The organism is Thalassolituus sp. UBA6592 (assembly GCF_002433655.1).
Classification (GTDB): domain Bacteria; phylum Pseudomonadota; class Gammaproteobacteria; order Pseudomonadales; family Oceanobacteraceae; genus Venatoribacter.
The window spans coordinates 4,377-23,218 of record NZ_DJIO01000190.1; the positions used below are offsets into that span (position 1 = coordinate 4,377).

At 53.5% G+C, this 18,842-nt stretch carries 18 protein-coding genes; 16 read left to right on the forward strand and 2 right to left on the reverse strand.

The window, feature by feature from the left end:
• A partial coding sequence (locus B2Z72_RS18875) for an NAD(P)/FAD-dependent oxidoreductase (RefSeq protein WP_297005602.1) occupies positions 1-627 on the reverse strand: 627 nt, incomplete at its 3' end.
• A 377-nt stretch (positions 628-1,004) separates the two neighbouring features.
• On the opposite strand from B2Z72_RS18875, the gene B2Z72_RS18880 reads away from it, so the two are divergent.
• From B2Z72_RS18880 to gorA, 13 genes are all read left to right on the forward strand, one after another.
• Positions 1,005-1,754: an electron transfer flavoprotein subunit beta/FixA family protein gene (locus B2Z72_RS18880; protein ID WP_296983886.1), complete on the forward strand. Its 750-nt coding sequence runs from the start codon at positions 1,005-1,007 to the stop codon at positions 1,752-1,754.
• Between the two features lie 14 nt (positions 1,755-1,768).
• Positions 1,769-2,698: an FAD-binding protein gene (locus B2Z72_RS18885; protein ID WP_296983884.1), complete on the forward strand. Its 930-nt coding sequence runs from the start codon at positions 1,769-1,771 to the stop codon at positions 2,696-2,698.
• 118 nt (positions 2,699-2,816) lie between these two features.
• Positions 2,817-4,157: a UDP-glucose dehydrogenase family protein gene (locus B2Z72_RS18890; protein WP_296983882.1), complete on the forward strand. Its 1,341-nt coding sequence runs from the start codon at positions 2,817-2,819 to the stop codon at positions 4,155-4,157.
• A 3-nt stretch (positions 4,158-4,160) separates the two neighbouring features.
• Entirely contained in the window at positions 4,161-5,714 is a 1,554-nt protein-coding gene (gene gspE, locus B2Z72_RS18895; protein WP_296983881.1) for a type II secretion system ATPase GspE, read from the forward strand.
• A gap of 8 nt (positions 5,715-5,722) precedes the next feature.
• Positions 5,723-6,946 (forward strand): type II secretion system inner membrane protein GspF, encoded by a 1,224-nt coding sequence (gspF, locus tag B2Z72_RS18900; protein ID WP_296983880.1) that lies wholly within the window; start codon positions 5,723-5,725, stop codon positions 6,944-6,946.
• A 9-nt stretch (positions 6,947-6,955) separates the two neighbouring features.
• The gene (gene gspG / locus B2Z72_RS18905; protein ID WP_297005607.1) at positions 6,956-7,396 is read left to right on the forward strand and encodes a type II secretion system major pseudopilin GspG; all 441 of its coding nucleotides are present in this window, start codon (positions 6,956-6,958) and stop codon (positions 7,394-7,396) included.
• Positions 7,396-7,971 carry a type II secretion system minor pseudopilin GspH gene (gspH, locus tag B2Z72_RS18910; RefSeq protein ID WP_297005609.1) on the forward strand — a complete coding sequence of 192 codons (576 nt, stop codon included), beginning with the start codon at positions 7,396-7,398 and terminating at the stop codon, positions 7,969-7,971. Before gspG ends, gspH begins: the two co-directional genes overlap by 1 nt.
• The gene (gspI, locus tag B2Z72_RS18915) at positions 7,964-8,338 is read left to right on the forward strand and encodes a type II secretion system minor pseudopilin GspI (RefSeq protein ID WP_296982764.1); all 375 of its coding nucleotides are present in this window, start codon (positions 7,964-7,966) and stop codon (positions 8,336-8,338) included. Before gspH ends, gspI begins: the two co-directional genes overlap by 8 nt.
• A complete protein-coding gene (gene gspJ / locus B2Z72_RS18920; RefSeq protein ID WP_296982765.1) occupies positions 8,335-9,075 on the forward strand; it encodes a type II secretion system minor pseudopilin GspJ in 741 nt (246 codons plus the stop codon). The genes gspI and gspJ overlap by 4 nt, the downstream gene beginning before the upstream one ends.
• On the forward strand, positions 9,075-10,169 hold the full coding sequence (gene gspK / locus B2Z72_RS18925) for a type II secretion system minor pseudopilin GspK (RefSeq protein WP_296982766.1): 1,095 nt from the start codon (positions 9,075-9,077) through the stop codon (positions 10,167-10,169). Before gspJ ends, gspK begins: the two co-directional genes overlap by 1 nt.
• A 61-nt stretch (positions 10,170-10,230) precedes the next feature.
• Positions 10,231-11,469, forward strand: coding sequence for a type II secretion system protein GspL (gene gspL, locus B2Z72_RS18930; RefSeq protein ID WP_296982767.1), 1,239 nt, complete (start codon positions 10,231-10,233; stop codon positions 11,467-11,469).
• Positions 11,466-11,990 (forward strand): type II secretion system protein GspM, encoded by a 525-nt coding sequence (gene gspM / locus B2Z72_RS18935; RefSeq protein ID WP_296982768.1) that lies wholly within the window; start codon positions 11,466-11,468, stop codon positions 11,988-11,990. The genes gspL and gspM overlap by 4 nt, the downstream gene beginning before the upstream one ends.
• A 56-nt stretch (positions 11,991-12,046) precedes the next feature.
• Positions 12,047-13,405 (forward strand): glutathione-disulfide reductase, encoded by a 1,359-nt coding sequence (gorA, locus tag B2Z72_RS18940; RefSeq protein ID WP_296982769.1) that lies wholly within the window; start codon positions 12,047-12,049, stop codon positions 13,403-13,405.
• Between the two features lie 91 nt (positions 13,406-13,496).
• Here gorA and rapA read toward each other — a convergent pair whose 3' ends face one another.
• Positions 13,497-16,256, reverse strand: a complete 2,760-nt coding sequence (gene rapA / locus B2Z72_RS18945) for an RNA polymerase-associated protein RapA (RefSeq protein WP_297005611.1) — start codon at positions 16,254-16,256, stop codon at positions 13,497-13,499.
• A gap of 145 nt (positions 16,257-16,401) precedes the next feature.
• On the opposite strand from rapA, the gene B2Z72_RS18950 reads away from it, so the two are divergent.
• The 3 genes from B2Z72_RS18950 to B2Z72_RS18960 form a co-directional block, all read left to right on the forward strand.
• Positions 16,402-17,733 (forward strand): DUF945 family protein, encoded by a 1,332-nt coding sequence (locus B2Z72_RS18950; RefSeq protein WP_296982772.1) that lies wholly within the window; start codon positions 16,402-16,404, stop codon positions 17,731-17,733.
• Between the two features lie 111 nt (positions 17,734-17,844).
• A complete protein-coding gene (locus tag B2Z72_RS18955; protein WP_296982773.1) occupies positions 17,845-18,231 on the forward strand; it encodes a hypothetical protein in 387 nt (128 codons plus the stop codon).
• 23 nt (positions 18,232-18,254) lie between these two features.
• Positions 18,255-18,842, forward strand: a 588-nt coding sequence (locus tag B2Z72_RS18960; protein ID WP_297005614.1) for an IS3 family transposase, incomplete at its 3' end; no start/stop codon positions are given.

The following is an 18,842-nucleotide window of genomic DNA, read 5'->3' on the forward strand; positions in this document are numbered from 1 at the left end:
CTGCGGGTCTTTGCCTTCGTCCAGTTTGTATTCTGCGATCAGCTGCTTGCCCAGATGGCCACGACAGCCTTCGGCAAACACTGTGTACTTGGCGCGCAGTTCCATGCCAGGCATGTAGCTGTCTTTATGGGAGCCGTCAGCGGCCACGCCCATGTCGCCAGTGATGATGCCTTTAATAACGCCATCTTCAAGGATGTATTCGGCTGCAGAGAAGCCAGGGTAGATCTCGACACCCAGATTTTCAGCCTGCTCACCCAGCCAGCGCGATACGTTACCCAGAGATACGATGTAGTTGCCATCGTTGTGCATTGGCTTAGGGATAGCAAAGTGAGGGGTTTTGACCGCTTTTTCATTGCTGGTCAGGAAATACACCTCATCACCTTTAACCGGGGTGTTCAGCGGAGCGCCCATTTCTTTCCAGTCAGGGAACAGCTCAGCCAGTGCACGGTCTTCAATAACAGCGCCGGAGAGGATATGTGCGCCGACTTCGGAGCCTTTTTCTACCAGACAGACTGACAGTTCAGTGCCGGCTTCTTCGGCTAACTGTTTGATACGACACGCCGTTGACAGACCAGCAGGGCCGCCGCCAACGATGACTACGTCATATTCCATTACATCACGTTGCATATAGATCTCCTCATTTATTGTGGGAGCTGTTATCTTTAGTACCTGTTCCCGCCGCGACTGCGTCTACCGCCTGTCGAATATCTTTCAGCGCCCGGACTTGCCGGCCAGGGTGAAAATTCAAACGCTCGTATGAATTTGACCTCGCATTATACGTCCCATAATTCCTTAGGCAACTTAAATTCATTGTAAAAACCGCGGGTTATACCCACTATAAGCACCGATGATGTACGTAAACCTACGTACACTATTGACGCTTAAGTTAAAGGCACCAATAATGTGCCCCGCTGGAAAGGGTCATCTCAACGACTGTTTCATCCCGTCGGGAGTGGTAAGTTACAGCCCTTTATTCACCCACCAAGTAGAAAAACGAGGAATCTATGAAGGTTCTTGTCGCTGTTAAACGCGTAATCGATTACAACGTAAAAGTTCGCGTTAAGTCAGATAATTCAGACGTAGATCTGACCAACGTAAAAATGGCTATGAACCCATTCTGCGAAATCGCAGTAGAGGAAGCGGTTCGCCTCAAAGAAAAAGGTGTTGCGTCAGAAGTCGTCGTGGTTTCTATCGGCCCTAAAACTTCTCAGGAACAGATCCGTACTGCACTGGCACTGGGTGCTGACCGCGGTATTCTGATCGAAACTGAAGAAAAACTGGAATCCCTGACAGTGGCCAAGCTGCTGAAAGGCGTTGTTGAAAAAGAACAGCCTCAGCTGGTTCTGATGGGTAAACAAACCATCGACAGCGATAACAACCAGACTGGCCAGATGCTGGGCGCACTGACCGGCATGGCTCAGGGCACATTCGCTTCTGAAGTTGTTGTCGACGGCGACAGCGTTAACGTAACCCGTGAAATCGACGGTGGTCTGCGTACTGTTGGTCTGAAACTGCCAGCAATCGTTACTACTGACCTGCGTCTGAACGAACCTCGTTACGCATCTCTGCCTAACATCATGAAAGCCAAGCGTAAGCCTCTGGATGTTACTACTCCGGCTGACCTGGGCGTGGAAATGAAATCCACCCTGTCTCTGGTTAAAGTGACTCCGCCAGCTGAGCGTTCTGCCGGTATCAAGGTTGCTGACGTAGCCGAGCTGGTAGATAAACTGAAAAACGACGCCAAAGTGCTGTAAGAGAGGATTGTGTAATGGCTATTTTAGTAATCGCAGAACACGATAACGCAACCCTGAAAGCTGCAACCCTGAACGTTATCACTGCAGCTGGCCAGATTGGCGGCGACATTGAAGTACTGGTTGCCGGCAGCGGCTGTGGCGCAGCTGCTGAAGCAGCAGCCAAAGTGGCTGGCGTCAGCAAGGTGCTGGTAGCGGACAACGCTGCTTATGAGTATCAGCTGGCTGAAAATATGGGTGAGCTGGTTGCAGAACTGGGTAAGGGCTACAGCCATATCCTGGCAGCAGCAACCACCACTGGTAAAGACTTCCTGCCTCGCGCCGCAGCTCTGCTGGACGTGAACATGCTGTCTGAAATCGTAAAAGTAGAAGACGCTGAAACTTTCTCCCGTCCAATTTACGCAGGCAACGCTATTGCGACCGTTAAATCTTCTGACAGCATCAAAGTGATGACTGTACGTGGTACTGCATTTGATGCAGCTGCCGCAGAGGGTGGTTCTGCAGCCGTTGAAGCTGTTGATGTGGTTAAAGATGCTGGCATCTCTTCCTTCGTTGGTGAAGAGCTGGCCAAGTCTGATCGTCCTGAACTGACTGCTGCCAAGATTGTTATCTCTGGTGGTCGCGGTATGCAGAACGGCGAAAACTTCGAAATGCTGTACAAAGTGGCAGATAAGCTGGGCGCTGCTGTTGGTGCTTCCCGTGCCGCAGTTGACGCTGGTTTCGTTCCTAACGATATGCAGGTTGGTCAAACCGGTAAAATCGTTGCGCCTGAATTGTACGTAGCGGTTGGTATTTCGGGTGCAATTCAGCATCTGGCTGGTATGAAGGACTCCAAAGTCATTGTTGCCATTAACAAAGACGAAGAAGCCCCTATCTTCCAGGTTGCGGACTACGGACTGGTCGCCGACCTGTTCGACGCGGTTCCAGAACTGGAAAATGCTCTGTAATATCAGTAGCTTATAAAGACCCGGCTCCGGCCGGGTTTTTTTATGTCATGTGGTTGTCATTTTTTCGTAATAAGGTAACGTACCTCTCGGTTCACCATTACGAAAAAGGGTTAGTTCATTGAATATCACAGTTGTGGGGACAGGTTACGTAGGACTCGTAACCGGCGCCTGTTTCGCAGAAATGGGAAATGTTGTTACCTGCGTGGATGTCGATAGCGGCAAGATTGCTGCGCTCAGGGAAGGGAATGTCCCAATTTACGAACCGGGTCTGGAAGCCATTGTCAGTGAAAACGGCAAGGCAGGCCGCCTGAAGTTCACAACCTCCCTGGCTGAAGCCATGCAGGAATCTGACCTGTATTTTATCGCCGTTGGCACACCGCCGGGCGAAGATGGTTCTGCCGATTTGTCCCATGTTCTTTCTGTTGCTGAAGAAATCGGTAAAAACCTTTCTGTGCCTGCCATTGTGGTGAATAAATCCACGGTACCCGTCGGCACCGCTTTGCGTGTTGCCGACGTCATTCAGGCTGAACTGGATAAGCGTGGCGTGGATCTCAGATTTGATGTTGTTTCCAATCCGGAGTTTTTAAAAGAGGGCGCAGCGATTGAAGATTTTATGCGTCCGGACCGGATCGTGGTTGGTGTCCAGTCAGAGCATGCCCGTGAAGTCATGTCTGAACTGTATCAGACCTTTTCGCGTAACCACGATAAGCTGATGTTTATGGGTGTACGCGATGCTGAGCTGACCAAATATGCGGCCAACGCCATGCTGGCGACCAAAATTTCGTTTATGAACGAAGTTGCCAACCTTGCAGAACGTATGGGTGTTGATATTGAAAATGTGCGCAAGGGTATCGGCTCCGACCGCCGTATTGGCTACTCCTTTATTTACCCGGGCTGCGGCTATGGCGGCTCCTGTTTTCCCAAAGACGTAAAAGCCCTGATGCGCATGGGCGAGCAGTACGATTTTGATACCCGGGTGCTGCGTGCGGTAGAAGATCGCAATGAAACCCAGAAGCAGCGCCTGTTCGAAAAGCTGCTTCAGCGTTTCGGTGAGGATATGTCTGGCCGTGTGATCGGTATCTGGGGACTGGCCTTCAAGCCAGGAACTGACGATATGCGCGAAGCCAGTTCGGTACCTCTGATTAATGCCCTGATTGCTGCCGGCGCTTCGGTGCGTGCTTACGATCCCGTCGCAATGGAAGAATCACGCAAACACTTCCCTGCGGAACTATTCACAGACGGACGCATCACCTTGTGTGATCATCAGTACGACGCATTGGCCGATGCTGATGCCATGGTGCTGGTCACCGAGTGGAAGCCGTTCCGTCAGCCGGACTTTAACGCCATTCAGAAGCTGTTGAAGCAGCCTGTCATTATTGATGGACGTAACCAGTACGATCCCCGTGCATTAAAAGCACAGGGATTCGATTACTCGGGTATTGGCCGCGATTTAGGATAAACAATGAGCACAGCGACTGATCTGCCAATCGCAGACGCTATCGATATCAGCACCGCAGACCCGGATGCCAAGCAGCCGTTGCAGACGTCCAGTCTGGCGACGCGCCTGCCATTTGGTTTTGCCAAACGTTTTGGTGTACTGGTGGAAGGTAAGGATGACCAGATCACTGTGTATCACAAAGATGGCCTGCAGACTGCGGTTATTCTGGAAATTCAGCGCTATCTGGCCCGACCGTTCCGTTTTGAAGCGGTAACGCCGGAAGAGTTTGAACGTCGCCTGGGGCTGGCTTACCAGAGCGATTCGTCAGAAACCATGGAGATGGTGGAAGGGCTGGGTGATGACATGGATCTCGCCAGTCTGGCGGATTCCGTGCCGGAAACAGAAGACCTGCTGGAACAGGAAGGCGATGCGCCGATTATCCGCCTGATTAACGCGTTGCTGACTGAAGCGGTAAAAGAAAACGCCTCCGACATTCACGTCGAAACCTATGAAAAGCGTCTGGTCGTCCGCTTCCGTGTGGATGGCGTGCTGCGTGAAGTAGTGCAACCAAAACGCGCGTTATCAGCGCTGCTGATCTCCCGTATCAAGGTAATGGCCAAGCTAGATATTGCTGAGAAACGTATCCCTCAGGATGGCCGTATCGCCCTGCGTATTGGTGGTCGCGAGGTTGATGTGCGGGTCTCGACCATGCCGTCCAGCTTTGGCGAGCGGGTGGTAATGCGACTGCTGGATAAACAGGCCGGACGCCTGAGTCTGTCTCAGCTCGGTATGGCGGATCGTGATCTGCGCGCCATGCGCAACATCATCAGCAAGCCTCACGGTATTATTCTGGTTACCGGCCCAACCGGTTCCGGTAAAACCACCACGCTTTACGGTGCACTGAGCGATCTGAACGACACCAGCCGTAATATTCTGACGGTAGAAGATCCTATCGAATACAGCCTGCCAGGTATTGGCCAGACTCAGGTGAACACCAAGGTTGAAATGACCTTTGCCAAAGGGCTGCGCGCTATTTTGCGTCAGGACCCGGACGTGGTGATGATCGGTGAGATCCGTGACCTCGAAACCGTCGAGATCGCTATTCAGGCGTCACTGACAGGTCACCTTGTGTTATCCACGCTGCATACCAATACCGCTATTGGTGCGGTTACCCGTCTGCAGGATATGGGGGTCGAGCCGTTCCTGCTGTCCTCCAGTCTGGTTGGCGTGATCGCTCAACGACTGGTACGCGTACTGTGTAATGACTGTAAAGAAGCGGCACCCGCTGACGAAGCAGCCTGTGAAGTGCTGCGCGCTGATCCGGCCAATCCGCCGACGATTTATCACGCCAAGGGCTGCGAAAAATGCAACCAGCTCGGTTACCGCGGCCGTCAGGGTATTTACGAAATCATCGAAATTGATGAGAAATTCAAAACCCTTATTCATGACCGTTCCGGCGAGCAGGCGATGGAACAGCATGCCCGTACTCTGGGCCCAAGCATCCACCAGGATGGCATCCGCAAGGTACTGGGCGGCAGCACCACAGTTGAAGAACTGCTGCGTGTAGCGAAAGGCTGATAATTGATATGGGTGCATTTGTATATCAGGCTGTTGATCAGAAGGGCAAACAACAGAAAGGCGTACTGGAAGCTGACAGCGCGCGTCAGGTGCGCCAGCAGCTGCGTGAAAAAGGCTGGATGCCATTATCTGTTGAACAGACCAGTCAGAAAGAAAAGTCCGCCGCCGGCGGTTTCTCTCTGCTTAACCGCTCGCCTAAATTATCGGTTCCTGAACTGGCACTGATTACCCGCCAGCTGGCCACTTTGATTGCTGCAGGTCTGCCCATTGATGAATCTTTGCGGGCCTTGTCTGATCAGACTGGCAAGCAGCGCATCAAAGCTATGATTCTGGCGATCCGCGCCAAGGTTCTCGAAGGTTACACGCTGGCCAAGGCGCTGGCGGAATATCCCCGCGCATTTCCGCATCTGTATCGTTCAACGGTAGCCGCCGGTGAACATGCCGGCCATCTGGATGGCGTACTTAACCGTCTGGCGGATTACACCGAACGTCAACAGGAATCCAGTCAGAAAATCAAACTGGCTGCCATGTATCCGATCATCCTGACCTTTGTGGCATTGGGGATTGTGGTTTACCTGTTAACCAATGTGGTGCCTGATATCGTCGACGTGTTCGTTAAAAACGGACAGGAATTACCCGGCCTGACGCAGTTTATGCTGGATATGAGTCACTTTATTACCGCCTGGGGTATCTGGGTGGCCGGTGCCGCGTTCGGCGGTTTTATCGTTTTTAACCGGGCGCTGACCAACGACGCATTCCGCCGTCGTTACCATGAATTTCTGCTGAATGTGCCGGGCCTGAAAGGCTTTATTAAAGAAGCCAATACCGCACGCTTTGGCAGCACACTGGCAATCCTGACCACCAGTGGCGTTCCTTTGGTGGATGCCATGCGCATTTCCAGTCAGGTAGTATCCAGCATCCCGATTCAGCGTTCGCTGGGTGACGCCACGGTAAAAGTGAGCGAGGGTGGCAGTCTGAATAAGGCGTTGTCAGAAACCGGATATTTTTCCCCGATCATGATTCATATGATTGCCAGTGGCGAAAACAGCGGTGAGCTCGACAGTATGCTGGCGCGCACCGCGTCGCAGCAGGAAACCGCACTGGAGAATACAGTGTCGGCATTAGTGAAAGTATTTGAGCCGGTTATGTTGCTGGCGATGGGGGGCATTGTGGCGCTGATCGTGGTCGCCATTATGCTGCCAATTCTTGAATTACAAAAAATGGTTCAGTAGGAGAACGGAATGAAATCTATGCGTAAAGCAACCCGTCAGCAGGGCTTCACTCTGCTGGAAGTCATGGTTGTTCTGGCTATTATCGGCGGCATTATGGCCCTGGTTGCAACCAACCTGATCGGTTCTGCCGGTGATGCCCGGGTTAAAACCACCATCAGTCAGATCAAACTGATCGAAGGTGCTCTGGATATGTATAAGCTGCATAACTTTACTTATCCGACCACTGAGCAGGGCATTGAAGCTCTGGTTAAAAAACCGACCAGTGCGCCAGAGCCTAAAAACTACCAGACCGGTGGCTACCTGAAAGGCAACAACGTTCCGACCGACGCCTGGGGCCATGAATTTTTATACTTCCTTGATAAAGGCCAGTACGAAATCGTTTCACTGGGTGCTGATGGTCAGGAAGGCGGTGAAGGCGAAAACGCTGATATCAGTTCACTGGATAAATAATGCGTCGCAGCCGGGCTTTTACACTGCTGGAAGTGATGGTGGTGCTCGCAATTATTGGCGGGCTTATGGCTTTGGTAACCATCACCAGCAGTGACCGACACGCTCAGGATGAGACTGAGCAATTTGCCCGGCGTTTACTGGCGGTCTTTTCCGCCTGTCGTCAGGAGTCGGTATTTCAGAATATCGATCTCGGCCTGGCGATGGATTCCTCTTCTTTGCTGCTGCTCAGCTTTCAGGATATTTATTCGCAGGAATTCACTGCGAATAAAACCCGTGAAGAGCTGGATGCGCTGGCGAAAAATCCCTGGCAGCCTTACAGCGGCCCGATCAATAACGACATCGAAGCGCCGGAATATGTGTTTATGTCCCTTGAAGTTGAAGGTCAGGAAGTCGACTTCGCCGATCTTCTGGACGATGACACCGGGCCAAAACCGGCGCTGCTGTTTCTGTCATCCGACGAATACACCCAATTCCGTATGATCCTGATTCACGATCAGGATGAGAATTTTGAAATCGTAATCGAAGGCGATGGTTTCAATCAGCCAGTTATGACGCTGGAGCGCTTCGATGGTTAATCTGCGCCGCGCAGCAGGCTTTACGCTGATTGAAGTTATGATTGCCGTAACCGTTTTTGTTGCGGTGGCTACGACGATTTCGCAAACCACCAGTCAGAGTGTCGGCACTCAGCTGTCCCTCGAAAACACCACGCTGGCGTCCTTTGTTGCGGAAAACCGACTTGTTGATATCCGCCTTGGTGGTCTGCCTCAGGTTGGCGATAACAACGATGAGGTGTCCTACGCCGGTCGCGACTGGCGGGTAAACACCAAAGTGGAAGAAACAACATTCCCGGATACTGTTCGGGTAACGGTATCTGTCGGCGATATAAACAACAAAGAAGGCTACACCATTTCTCTGACTACCATTATGGGTGGCCACGGATGAAGAACTCTGCTGTGCGTGCTCAGGCTGGCTTTACGCTTCTGGAGGTTCTGCTGGCTGTGGCGATTACCGCCATGATAGGCGTCGGCTCAGCGCAACTGTTGAACTCGATCATTAATGCCAAGCAGGGCGTTGATATCCGCTCAGAAAAATTAGCATCACTGCAGCGCTTTAACATGGCTGTATCACGCGATATCGAACAGATTATTAACCGGCCAATTCGCGATATATACGGCGATGAACAGGCCGCGCTGCGCATCAATGACGGTGATTACCCGCTGGAGTTTACCCGCGCCGGCTGGCGTAATTCGCCGGTCGCTGAAGATCCGCGTTCTGAATTGCAGCGGGTCGCATACCGTATGGAGCCCATCGACAGCGAAGCCTGTGAAGTCGCCTATGCACGCCTGCAGAGCTGGGGCGTTAATCAGCCTGAAGGCGAGTGTCTGGTGCGGTATTTCTGGCCAGTGCTGGATCAGGCCAGTGTTTCAGAGCCCCTGACTCAGGTTGTGCTTGAACAGATTGACGGCTTTGAAATTGAGCTTCTGGTCAGTGAAGAAAGCGCAGACAGTGAAAGCGAAGGAGTAACACAGGAAACCGGCCGTAACTGGTACACAGACTGGCCGGCAATAAACGCCGGACTTGGCGGTGTGGAGACCCCTCTGGTTATCCGCTGGCGGCTGGAACTGCCGGAGCTTGGCAGTATTGAGCGGCAATGGTTTATTCCCTGGGGTGATTTCTGATGCAGCTTAAGGTTAAGCGCGCGCAGAGCGGTCTGGCCCTGATCACAGTTTTGCTGATTTTTGCCATTGTGTCGGTATTGGCAGTGGCCATGATCGACCGTCAGGCATCCGATATTCAGCGCAGCGGCACTATGCTGGCATTACAGCAGGCACGGGCTTATGTCACCGGCGCTGAATCCGCTGTCAAAACCGGCCTGTATCTCGATTGGGAGAGTAATCCCGATATTGACCACGCTGCGGAAGAATGGAATCAGGAGCGCATGTTTCCGCTGTCGCCGGGTACCGCCTACATCAGCATCAAAGATGCGCAGGGGCGTTTTAATCTCAATTGGTTAAGCAAGGGCGCCAATAATCGTGAAGTACAGAAAGTGCGCTTCAGAAATCTGCTGAATGAGTTAGGTCTGGATGTCGCCCTTGCCGACCTGACGGCCCGCTGGATGGATGAGGAAAGTCAGGAGGATGATCGCTATCAGTCCATGGAGCCGCCTTACCGGGCAGCCTACCGGGTTTGTTCTCACACATCCGAAATGATGTTGATCGAGGGCTTTGACGCCCAGACCTACCGTTCACTGGAAGGTTATATTGCCTGTCTGCCGGTGGCCGCGCAGCTGAATGTGAACACTGCCAGTGCAGTGGTGTTATCCGCCCTCGATGACGAGCTGTCTTTGTCATCTGCCCAGGCTATCGTTGCGGCCAGAGGGGAAGAGGGATTTGCCGATGTCGGCACCTTCTGGTCGTTACCTGAGGTTGAACCCTTTACCCGCCGCAGTGCCAATCGTGGCAGCAATCGCGATAACAACAACGATAGTAACGACAACGAAAGCGGCAACAATGATGAAAATGATGAATCTGCCGCCACCGGCCGCTGGGATGAAACAGACTTCAGTGTAAAATCCGAATATTTTGAAAGCTTTATCCGCGTGGATCTGGGCGACAGGATAGCAACCGCAGAGGTGCTGATTCACCGCAGTCCGGGCAGTGGCAAAATGAATACCCTGTACCGGGATTACAGTCGCCGGGAAGTACGGCACGAAAGCCCGGTCGCCGGGAGCAATACTGACCCGGCACTTAATGATGGCTCCGGACTTAACTGACACAATGAAACCTGGCCGGCTCTGATTAAGCCGCGCTGATACAACGGAAAACGACGACACCATGGAAACCGTAAACATTCAATGGCAATCGCTTGCCGGGCAGTGGATGGTAGCGCCACTGAATGGCTCAGAGTGGCAACCATTGGCGGCCTGGGCAGAAGATCAGCCCGACCTGACACAGGTACGGATGATTCTGTCGCCGGTAAACTATGCGACGCACTGGGTCAGTCTTCCCGGTGTTTCCGGGCGGCAGATTCCCCGGGCTCTGCCATTCGCCCTGGAAGAATCCCTGATTGAGGATATCTCCCACTATCTGATTATTCCCGCCGGCCAGGCTGCTAAAAAGGTCCGTGCTTATGTAATCAGTGCTGACCTGATCAGCCGCCTGCTGGAAGAATGCGCCATGCATAATCTGGTGCTGCGCGAGCTGATTCCGCAAACTCAGCTGTTGGGCGAGGGCAATCGCATTCTGTTCAGCGCCCAGTCCGGTGCCGGGCAGGGCTCTGCGGCGGGCTGGATGCTGAATATTCCGGGCATGATCGAAGGTTGGGTTCCGGAAGCCGGCATGTCGGCCGTACTGGATGCTTTGTTCGATCAGGCTGAAGGTGAACAGCTGCTGGATACGCTGACCATTGTGGCGCCGCAGCTGGATCAGGCCAACCTGCTGAAAACCACCATTGAAACCAGTTTTCCGGGCGTTATTGGCAATGTCGAAACGCATCCGGGTAGTGGTGCTCAGGATGCGGAAAAAGCCCTCACGGCAAAATTGACCAATTTTCTTACCGGTCAGTTTCAGTCCCGTGAACACGAAGAACGGAAACCGGCTGCCTGGTGGCGCCCGCTCGGCGCTATGGCAGCGGTGTGGCTGATTGCTGCAACACTGTGGCTGGTGATTGATCAGCAGACCACGCGATCTCAGGCCAATCAGGTGTATACCGAAACCCTGAATCTCTACAAAAAACTGTTCCCGGGTGAACGGGTTCGCATGCTGGAGCGGCAGATCCGGGAAAAAATCAGTGGCGATGGCACGGCATCCAGTTCCGGGTTTGTCAGCACCGCGCATACGCTCGCTAAAGTCTACGCCGATGCCGGACTGCAGCAGCAGGTCGAAATGACCTCCATGCGCTACAGCGACAGGCTGGGAGAACTGGTGGTTGAAGTGAAGGCTAAAAGCCTGAATGAACTGCAGACACTGCGTCAGGCACTGGAAAATCAGGGTCTGGTGGCGGAAGTAGCTTCGGCAACAAATGATAAAGACGGCGTCAAAGGCCGTATCCGTATCGGAGGGGCTGCATCATGAGCCGTTTTCAGGAACTGAAAGTTCAGCTTGAGGAACAGGTTAAAGGCTCCTCACTGTGGCAGACTGGAGCCCATTGGTACCTGGCTTTGCCGCCACGCGATCAACTGGTGGTGAAAGGGGTCAGTCTGTTGCTGCTGGTCGCTTTGGTGTTTGTCATTGTTTATGCGCCATTACTGAAAGGGCGCAAAGGTGCAGAAGCTGCATTGCAGAAGAATCTGGCGGTTTACAACCAACTGGCCAGCAATGCCGGTCGTTTTGGCTCTTCCGCAGCGGCCGCAACCAGTGGCGGTTCTTTGTTGTCGGTGGTGACCCGTCAGGCAAAAGCGTCCGGCCTCAGCCTGAGCCGCTACGAGCAGGACGGTCAGGGTCTGCGTATCTGGCTGGATGATGTGTCCTTCGATGATGCCATGACCATGCTTGAGGCACTGCAGTCGTCTGCCGGTGTAGTAGCAAACCAGGTAAACGTAGATAAAGCAGATCGTCCCGGTGTGGTAGACATCCGGGCGACGCTGTCGCAATAACCACTCTTCCGGCTGCCGGGAGGGGCGGCAGTCAGAAAACAATTCAGGAGAATAATATGACAGCGTTTGATTTTGAGTTGCTGGTGATCGGTGCCGGCTCAGGTGGCGTTCGTGCCAGTCGTATGGCAGCCGCCAAAGGCGTAAAAACTGCCGTGGTGGAAAACCGCTATCTTGGGGGCACCTGCGTTAACGTTGGCTGTGTTCCAAAGAAGCTGTTTGTCTACGCATCTGAGTACAGCAAGAAGTTTGAGGAGGCGGAAGGCTTTGGTGTACATGGCCGGCTTGAACGCTTCGAATGGCCGGAGCTTCGCGACAATAAAACCCATGAAATCAAACGGTTAAACGGAATTTATAATAATCTCCTTGAGAATTCCGGCGTCACTGTTCTGCATGGCAGTGCGTCTCTGGTTGACCACCATACAGTTCAGGTAGGCGACGCCACCTACAGCGCTGAGAAAATTCTGATTGCGACTGGCGGCTGGCCGGTTAAGCCGGATATTCCGGGCGCGGAGCACGGCATCACGTCAAACGAAGTATTCTATCTCGACGAATACCCGCAGCGTGCGGTAGTGATTGGCGGTGGTTATATTGCCGTAGAATTTGCCGGCATCTTCAACGGCCTCGGTTCCGATACTCATCTACTGTATCGCGGCGAGCAGATTCTGCGCGGTTTTGATGGCGATGTACGTAATTTTGCCGCTGAGCAGATCGCCAACAAAGGTGTACATGTACATACCAACACCGATATTAAACGCATCGACAAACTGGAAGACGGCACCTTACGCTGCCAGCTGACCAGCGGCGATATCATGGACACGGATTGCGTGATGTTCGCCACCGGCCGTTCACCTATGACGGAAGGTCTGAATCTGGAAGGCGTTGGTGTTGAAACCCGCGCCAACGGCACCATCGCGGTGGATCACTTCTTCCGCAGCAATGTGCCCAGCATCTATGCTCTGGGTGACGTCATTGGTACACCACAGCTGACGCCGGTAGCACTGGCACAGGCGATGAAACTGGTCGCCCACTGGTATGCCGGCGATCAGGAGCCGATGAGTTATGACAATATTCCAACGGCCGTTTTCTGCCAGCCTAACATTGCCACAGTCGGTCTGACTGAAGAGCAGGCTGTGGAGCGCTTTGGTGACGATCTGAAAGTATTTGAGTCCAGCTTCCGGCCAATGAAGCACACCATCAGTGGCATGCCGGAGCGCTCCATGATGAAGCTGATCGTGCAGGAAAGTACCGATCTGGTTGTCGGCGCACACATGGTTGGTGAAGACGCCGGTGAGATCATGCAGGGGCTTGCAGTGGCCATTAAGGCGGGCGCAACCAAGGCAGTATTCGACAGCACGATTGGTATTCATCCAACGGCAGCTGAAGAGTTCGTTACCATGCGTTCACCGCGCAGCTGAGCATGTTTTACAGCGCATAACCTGACGAATTCAAACGACAAAAAAGCCGGCAATCGCCGGCTTTTTTGTATCTGATGTCCGGGCTGGTTTATCAGCCGCAGAACACCAGGCGCACACTATCAAGTACCAGTTGTGACTGACTGATCGCACGGATCACAGCTTCACGTTCGGCTTTTGCCTGTTCAGCCAGTATCGGCGGAATGGATGGATTTTCTTCCGCCAGGGCATGCAGTCGTGTGATTCGTGCGGCATAAGCTTCTTCCGCTTTTGCCGTGGCGCGTTCAACCATTTTGCTCAGCTGTCCGGCACCCAGTTTTTCCAGCTTGTGAATGATTGGCTGAACCTGAGCGGTTTTCTGCTCAACCAAACCGCGGGCTGTGCCTTTTTTCAGTGGCAGAGGAAAGCCTGGCAGTTCGCCGTCATTCACTTTCAGATCACCGCTTGGGGTCATCATCAGGTACATGGCGTCCGGCGGCAGATAGCGCTCCACGGAGAGTGCTTTCGGTGCTGAACACTGAGCAACGAATTGCAACTCAATAAAGCAGTCACCGGTCTTGTAGCCATGGTGCTCGATGTAACCGACGGCGGCATTGCCGGCAGGACCACTGGTAATCAGCTCCAGCGCCTGATCAATAAACGGATGTTCCCAACTCAGGAACTGAACATCGTCACGGCTTAATGCCACTTCTCGTCGGGTCGTTGCCATAAAGCCGTCTTCCGGCAGATGCGGCAGATCCGGCACCAGCATGTGATCGCCCGGAGCGATGGTGATGCATTCGCCGCCCAGATCAATCAACTCCAGACCAAAAGCATCGGCAAACAGTTCGATGAAGTCGTTCAGCTCGGCTTCGTCTTCGATGTGGGTAATGGTCATTTCCTGTGCCAGTGCGCGGGCTTTGCCCGGCGGACAGGAGTGCAGCTCCAGCAGACGGTCACGACCCTGTTCCAGCTCGGCCAGCAGCTGTTCACGGCCGGCGCTCAAAGTTGCAACCAGAGCAGTCAGGTCACCTTGACCAAGAACTGCCTGTTCAATGTCGTCGCGATAACGCTCAAGCAGAGGCTGGGCAGCCGGATTAGGGCGGCTGAATGCATCCAGTCCATCCTGCAGAATCTTCGCCCAGCGGCCGCTTGGGTGGTCGGCAAAAGGCGGAATGTAGAGTTTGATGTCTTCTGCCTGACCAATGCGGTCAAGACGACCGATACGCTGCTCAATCAGGTCGCAGTTGAACGGCAGATCGAACAGGACCAGATGATGGGCGAACTGGAAGTTACGGCCTTCACTGCCGATTTCAGAACAGAGAAGAATGCGCGCGCCCTGATCATGGTCGGCAAAGTAGGCCGCGGCGCGGTCACGCTCAACCAGATCCATGTCTTCATGGAATACCGCCACCTGAATGCCGGCGGTTTCCCACAGCCATTGTTCAAGGTCGAGCACGGTGGATGCGGCATGACAGATGAGCACAACTTTATCTTTACCTGTCTGTGACAGCAGACCCAGCAGCCATTCGGCGCGCGGATCGTCGTCACACCAGTTGTGCACGCCGATTTCAGGGTGCAGATCGCGCAGTGACGGCGGCAGATCATCACCTTGTGGCGCCGGCATTTCGGTAATCACCGGCAGGCGCTGCGGGAAGCCGGTCACCCCCTGACGGGTATTACGGTACAGGGCGCGCCCGGGACCGCGGCGATCAATCAGAGCTTCCAGTGCTTTCGAGCGCTGCGCTTCATCATTCAGATCGGCCGCAGCAAAATCAGCAAGAAATTCGTTCAGTGTCGCCTGATTCTCTGCGCTCAGGCCGGAGCCCTCTGCCAGAGCAGCAGCAAGATCGGCGATTGGACGATACGCCTGCTGTTCGGCAACGAACTGCTGCAGGGAAGGGTAACGCTCAGGATCAAGCAGGCGCAGACGGGCGAAGTGACCCTCAATGCCAAGCTGCTCCGGGGTTGCCGTCAGCAGCAACAGACCGGGGGTTTTAACCGCAACGTCTTCGGTCAGGCAATACGCTGTGTCGCCACCGTTTTCTTCGCTCCACTGCAGGTGGTGAGCCTCGTCGACGACCAGTACGTCCCAGTCGGCCTCAAGAATACCGGCGCGGATGTGCTCGTCATTGGCCAGCGATACCGGGCACAGGAACAGCTGCGCTTCGCTGAACAGGTTTTCGCTGTCTTCATAGGCGGAGCGGTTAACGATATTAAAGCGCAGGTTGAAGCGCCGGATCATCTCCCCCAGCCACTGGTGAATCAGGTGATCCGGTACCATAACCAGCACCCGGCTGATGCGCTGCTGCAGCAACAGCCGATGCAGAATCAGACCAGCTTCAATGGTTTTACCCAGGCCTACTTCGTCTGCCAGCAGTACGCGCGGAATGGAATCCTGTGTCACCTGTTGCGCAATGTGCAGCTGGTGCGGGAGCAGACTGGTGCGTCCACCAAGCAGTCCGTAATACGGACGCTTGCGCAGCTTGGACAGTTGCTTGAGCGCCATCTGGCGCAGTTCAAACAGGTTGTTGTTGTCGATCTGGCCGGAGAAAAGACGATCCGATGGCTGATTCAGCTGAATCTGACCACTCAGGTGAATTTCAGATATGTGGCGTTCGCCGTCGCTGTAGAAGATGATGCCATCGATATCTTCCTTATCAGCCACGGTAAGTGTTGTGCCGTCAGACAGCGGAAGAACATCGCCTTCTTTAAAGATAACCCGGGTAAGCGGGGCGTTCTGACGGGAGTACGAGCGGACGTCGTCGATAACGGGGAAATACAGAGTGACGACGCGGAAGTCTACGTTCTGAACCAGGCCAAGACCGAGGTCGGTTTCGGCTTCGCTGATCCAGCGCTGACCAACTTGATACATAGAAAAGCATACCTGAAGAAAATTTGGGCGAAGTCTAGCGTAAGGAGGCGATAAATCCCACCGTCAAAGGCTTGCAGGCGTTCTGCTGGAGAGATTTATCCGGTATATTCATGCAATCTTCACAAAAATGCTAAGGATAGTGTCAATGACCAGAACCAATGGACTCCTCGCTGGCTTACTCGTTCTCTCTGTTGCCGGTGTAGCCGGCGGCGTCGGGTACATCACCCAACAGAACATCGCCACCTATGAATCCGAACTGGCCAGTGCCGTGGCCGACGCGCGCGCTGAACTGCGCCCTCAGGGCATCGATGTGTCTGTGCAGACCGTCAGTACGTCCATGCTGGGCATGAAGCGTGAAGAGCGCTTTGTTTTCCGTAAGCTTGATCCCGCCATGGAACTGTTCGCCATTAATCAGCAGGTCACCATTGAGCCTTTCCGTGCCTACGGTACCTTCGGTATTGATGACAAGAGCGGCATGGTGGCGATGTTTGCCGGCGCCGCGCCTGATCTGCTCGGCAAGCAACAGGGCAGCTGGCAGCTTGATCCGGTGAATGATCTGCTGAATGTTAACTACCGCACCGGTGCGGTTAATCAATCCATGCCGGATGGCACTCAGGTCAGCGTTAAACCTCTTACGCTGACCGCGGTTGCCGGTGCAGCGAACAAGGGCAAAACCCGGGTCAATATGAGCATTCCGGATATTGCGCTGGAAAGCCCGATGGGCAAAGGCTCGCTGAAAGGCTTCGATCTGCTGGTCCGCAGCCACGAAGTGAAAGGCGAGACGTTTGTTGATCATGTGCGCTACAAAATCGGCCAGGTGAGTGTGGATTCTCCGTTCATTACCTTTATGCTGCGTGATTTTGCCATGGAAAGCGGCCAGATCATTGACCGTAATGAGCTGGCCTCGCTGATGACCATTAATTTCAGCGCACTGAATGTGAACTCCAGCGACAAAGACCTGAGTGTTGAGCCAACCCGCCTGTCACTGTTTGTGAATGGCATTAACTGGCCGGCACTGGAACAGGCCACCAAAGAGATCAATGATCTGTCGTCTGATCCGGCCCTGGCCGATGAAGGGCAGATTCTGAGTGCCGCCATTGAAGCCTGGTCACGGGTTGCGGCCGAAGGTCTGACAATCAAGCTGGAAACACTGGAAAGCCGTTTTATCCTCAATGATCTGGGACCTGCGGGTATGGGTGCATCCGGCGATGTACTGCTGAGTGGCGGCGCGTTACTTGAACCGGGTATGGCAGAAACCCTGATGTACGACTGGCCTCAGCGTATCAGTGCTGATCTGATGATTGATGGCAGTCGCAGCCTGATGCAAAGCCCGCTGGCGGAGCATGTTGTGTCTCTGATTGATGCCGGTTACATCGCGCAAAGCAGCGACCGCCTGCAGACTCACATCCGCTACGTTGACGGCATGGTCACTGCCAACGATCTGCCTTTGGATGGCATGCTGGCGACAGGTATGTAACACAAAGCATTCCGGAACAGATTAAGCGGAAAAGAAAAGCCGGGCACTTGCCCGGCTTTTTGTTTCGCTCTGACCCGTCCTGAAATAAGTTGACACCCAGGAGACTTATTTATGGGATCAGCTATCCAATCAGGTAAAAAGCGCACTCAGCGTGACTATTCACTCGCCTTTAAATTATCGGTTGTAGACCAGGTAGAAAAAGGCGAAATGACCTACAAACAAGCTCAGGCTTATTACGGCATACAAGGCAGGAGCACCGTTCTCGTCTGGCTCCGGAAACATGGTACGCTCAACTGGAACCTACCTTCAGAGCGCGATATGAAAAAAGAGACACCGGAACAAAAGATCAAACGCCTGGAGCGAGAGCTTCAGGAGAAAGATGACTATGCCTATCTGCTGGAAGAAACGATCAAGAAGGTCGATGAGATCAAGGGAACCTCATTCCGAAAAAAGTTCTTAGATTCGTTGCCAGAGCATCTCAGGCCAAAGGACGAATAAGTCTGGCCAGAAGCTGTCGCCTGCTGGGTATATCCCGGCAGGCTATTTATCAGAAAGAACAGCGGGATAAGGCGAGAAATCAGGTACTGGAACCGTTGGTTGATCGGGTGAAAACCTGGCGTCGCTCATTACCGAAAGTTGGTACGCGTAAGCTTCATCACCTGCTTCAGGATGATCTGAAACGCTGGGATATCAAGCTTGGCAGAGATCGACTCTTCGACCTGCTTCGTCAGCACCACCTGTTGGTCTATCCACGTCGGCAATACCGGAAAACAACGCACAGTAAGCACTGGATGCGGAAATCGCCGAATATCTATCAACAACTCACGATCACGGAACCAGAGCAGGCCTTCGTGAGTGATATCACTTACCTGGAAAGTGCTGAGGGAATCCATTATCTGTCGTTGGTGACGGATGCAGGATCGAGAAAGATTATGGGGTACCATCTGAGTGACGATATGAAAGCTGAATCGGTTAGTCAGGCTCTGAGAGAGGCTATATCAAACCGACTGACAGACAAGCCGCTTATTCATCATTCAGACAGAGGGTTGCAGTACTGCTCGGCCCATTACCGTGAAATACTGGATAGCAACGGTATCGCCTCCTCAATG

Coding starts and splice junctions, on each gene's coding strand:
- B2Z72_RS18955 (WP_296982773.1), top strand. CDS start 17,845: ATGGGATCAGCTATCCAATCAGGTAAAAAGCGCACTCAGCGTGACTAT.
- gspL (WP_296982767.1), top strand. CDS start 10,231: ATGGAAACCGTAAACATTCAATGGCAATCGCTTGCCGGGCAGTGGATG.
- gspG (WP_297005607.1), top strand. CDS start 6,956: ATGAAATCTATGCGTAAAGCAACCCGTCAGCAGGGCTTCACTCTGCTG.
- gspJ (WP_296982765.1), top strand. CDS start 8,335: ATGAAGAACTCTGCTGTGCGTGCTCAGGCTGGCTTTACGCTTCTGGAG.
- gorA (WP_296982769.1), top strand. CDS start 12,047: ATGACAGCGTTTGATTTTGAGTTGCTGGTGATCGGTGCCGGCTCAGGT.
- gspE (WP_296983881.1), top strand. CDS start 4,161: ATGAGCACAGCGACTGATCTGCCAATCGCAGACGCTATCGATATCAGC.
- B2Z72_RS18880 (WP_296983886.1), top strand. CDS start 1,005: ATGAAGGTTCTTGTCGCTGTTAAACGCGTAATCGATTACAACGTAAAA.
- rapA (WP_297005611.1), bottom strand. CDS start 16,256: ATGTATCAAGTTGGTCAGCGCTGGATCAGCGAAGCCGAAACCGACCTC.
- B2Z72_RS18950 (WP_296982772.1), top strand. CDS start 16,402: ATGACCAGAACCAATGGACTCCTCGCTGGCTTACTCGTTCTCTCTGTT.
- gspH (WP_297005609.1), top strand. CDS start 7,396: ATGCGTCGCAGCCGGGCTTTTACACTGCTGGAAGTGATGGTGGTGCTC.
- gspK (WP_296982766.1), top strand. CDS start 9,075: ATGCAGCTTAAGGTTAAGCGCGCGCAGAGCGGTCTGGCCCTGATCACA.
- gspM (WP_296982768.1), top strand. CDS start 11,466: ATGAGCCGTTTTCAGGAACTGAAAGTTCAGCTTGAGGAACAGGTTAAA.
- B2Z72_RS18885 (WP_296983884.1), top strand. CDS start 1,769: ATGGCTATTTTAGTAATCGCAGAACACGATAACGCAACCCTGAAAGCT.
- gspI (WP_296982764.1), top strand. CDS start 7,964: ATGGTTAATCTGCGCCGCGCAGCAGGCTTTACGCTGATTGAAGTTATG.
- gspF (WP_296983880.1), top strand. CDS start 5,723: ATGGGTGCATTTGTATATCAGGCTGTTGATCAGAAGGGCAAACAACAG.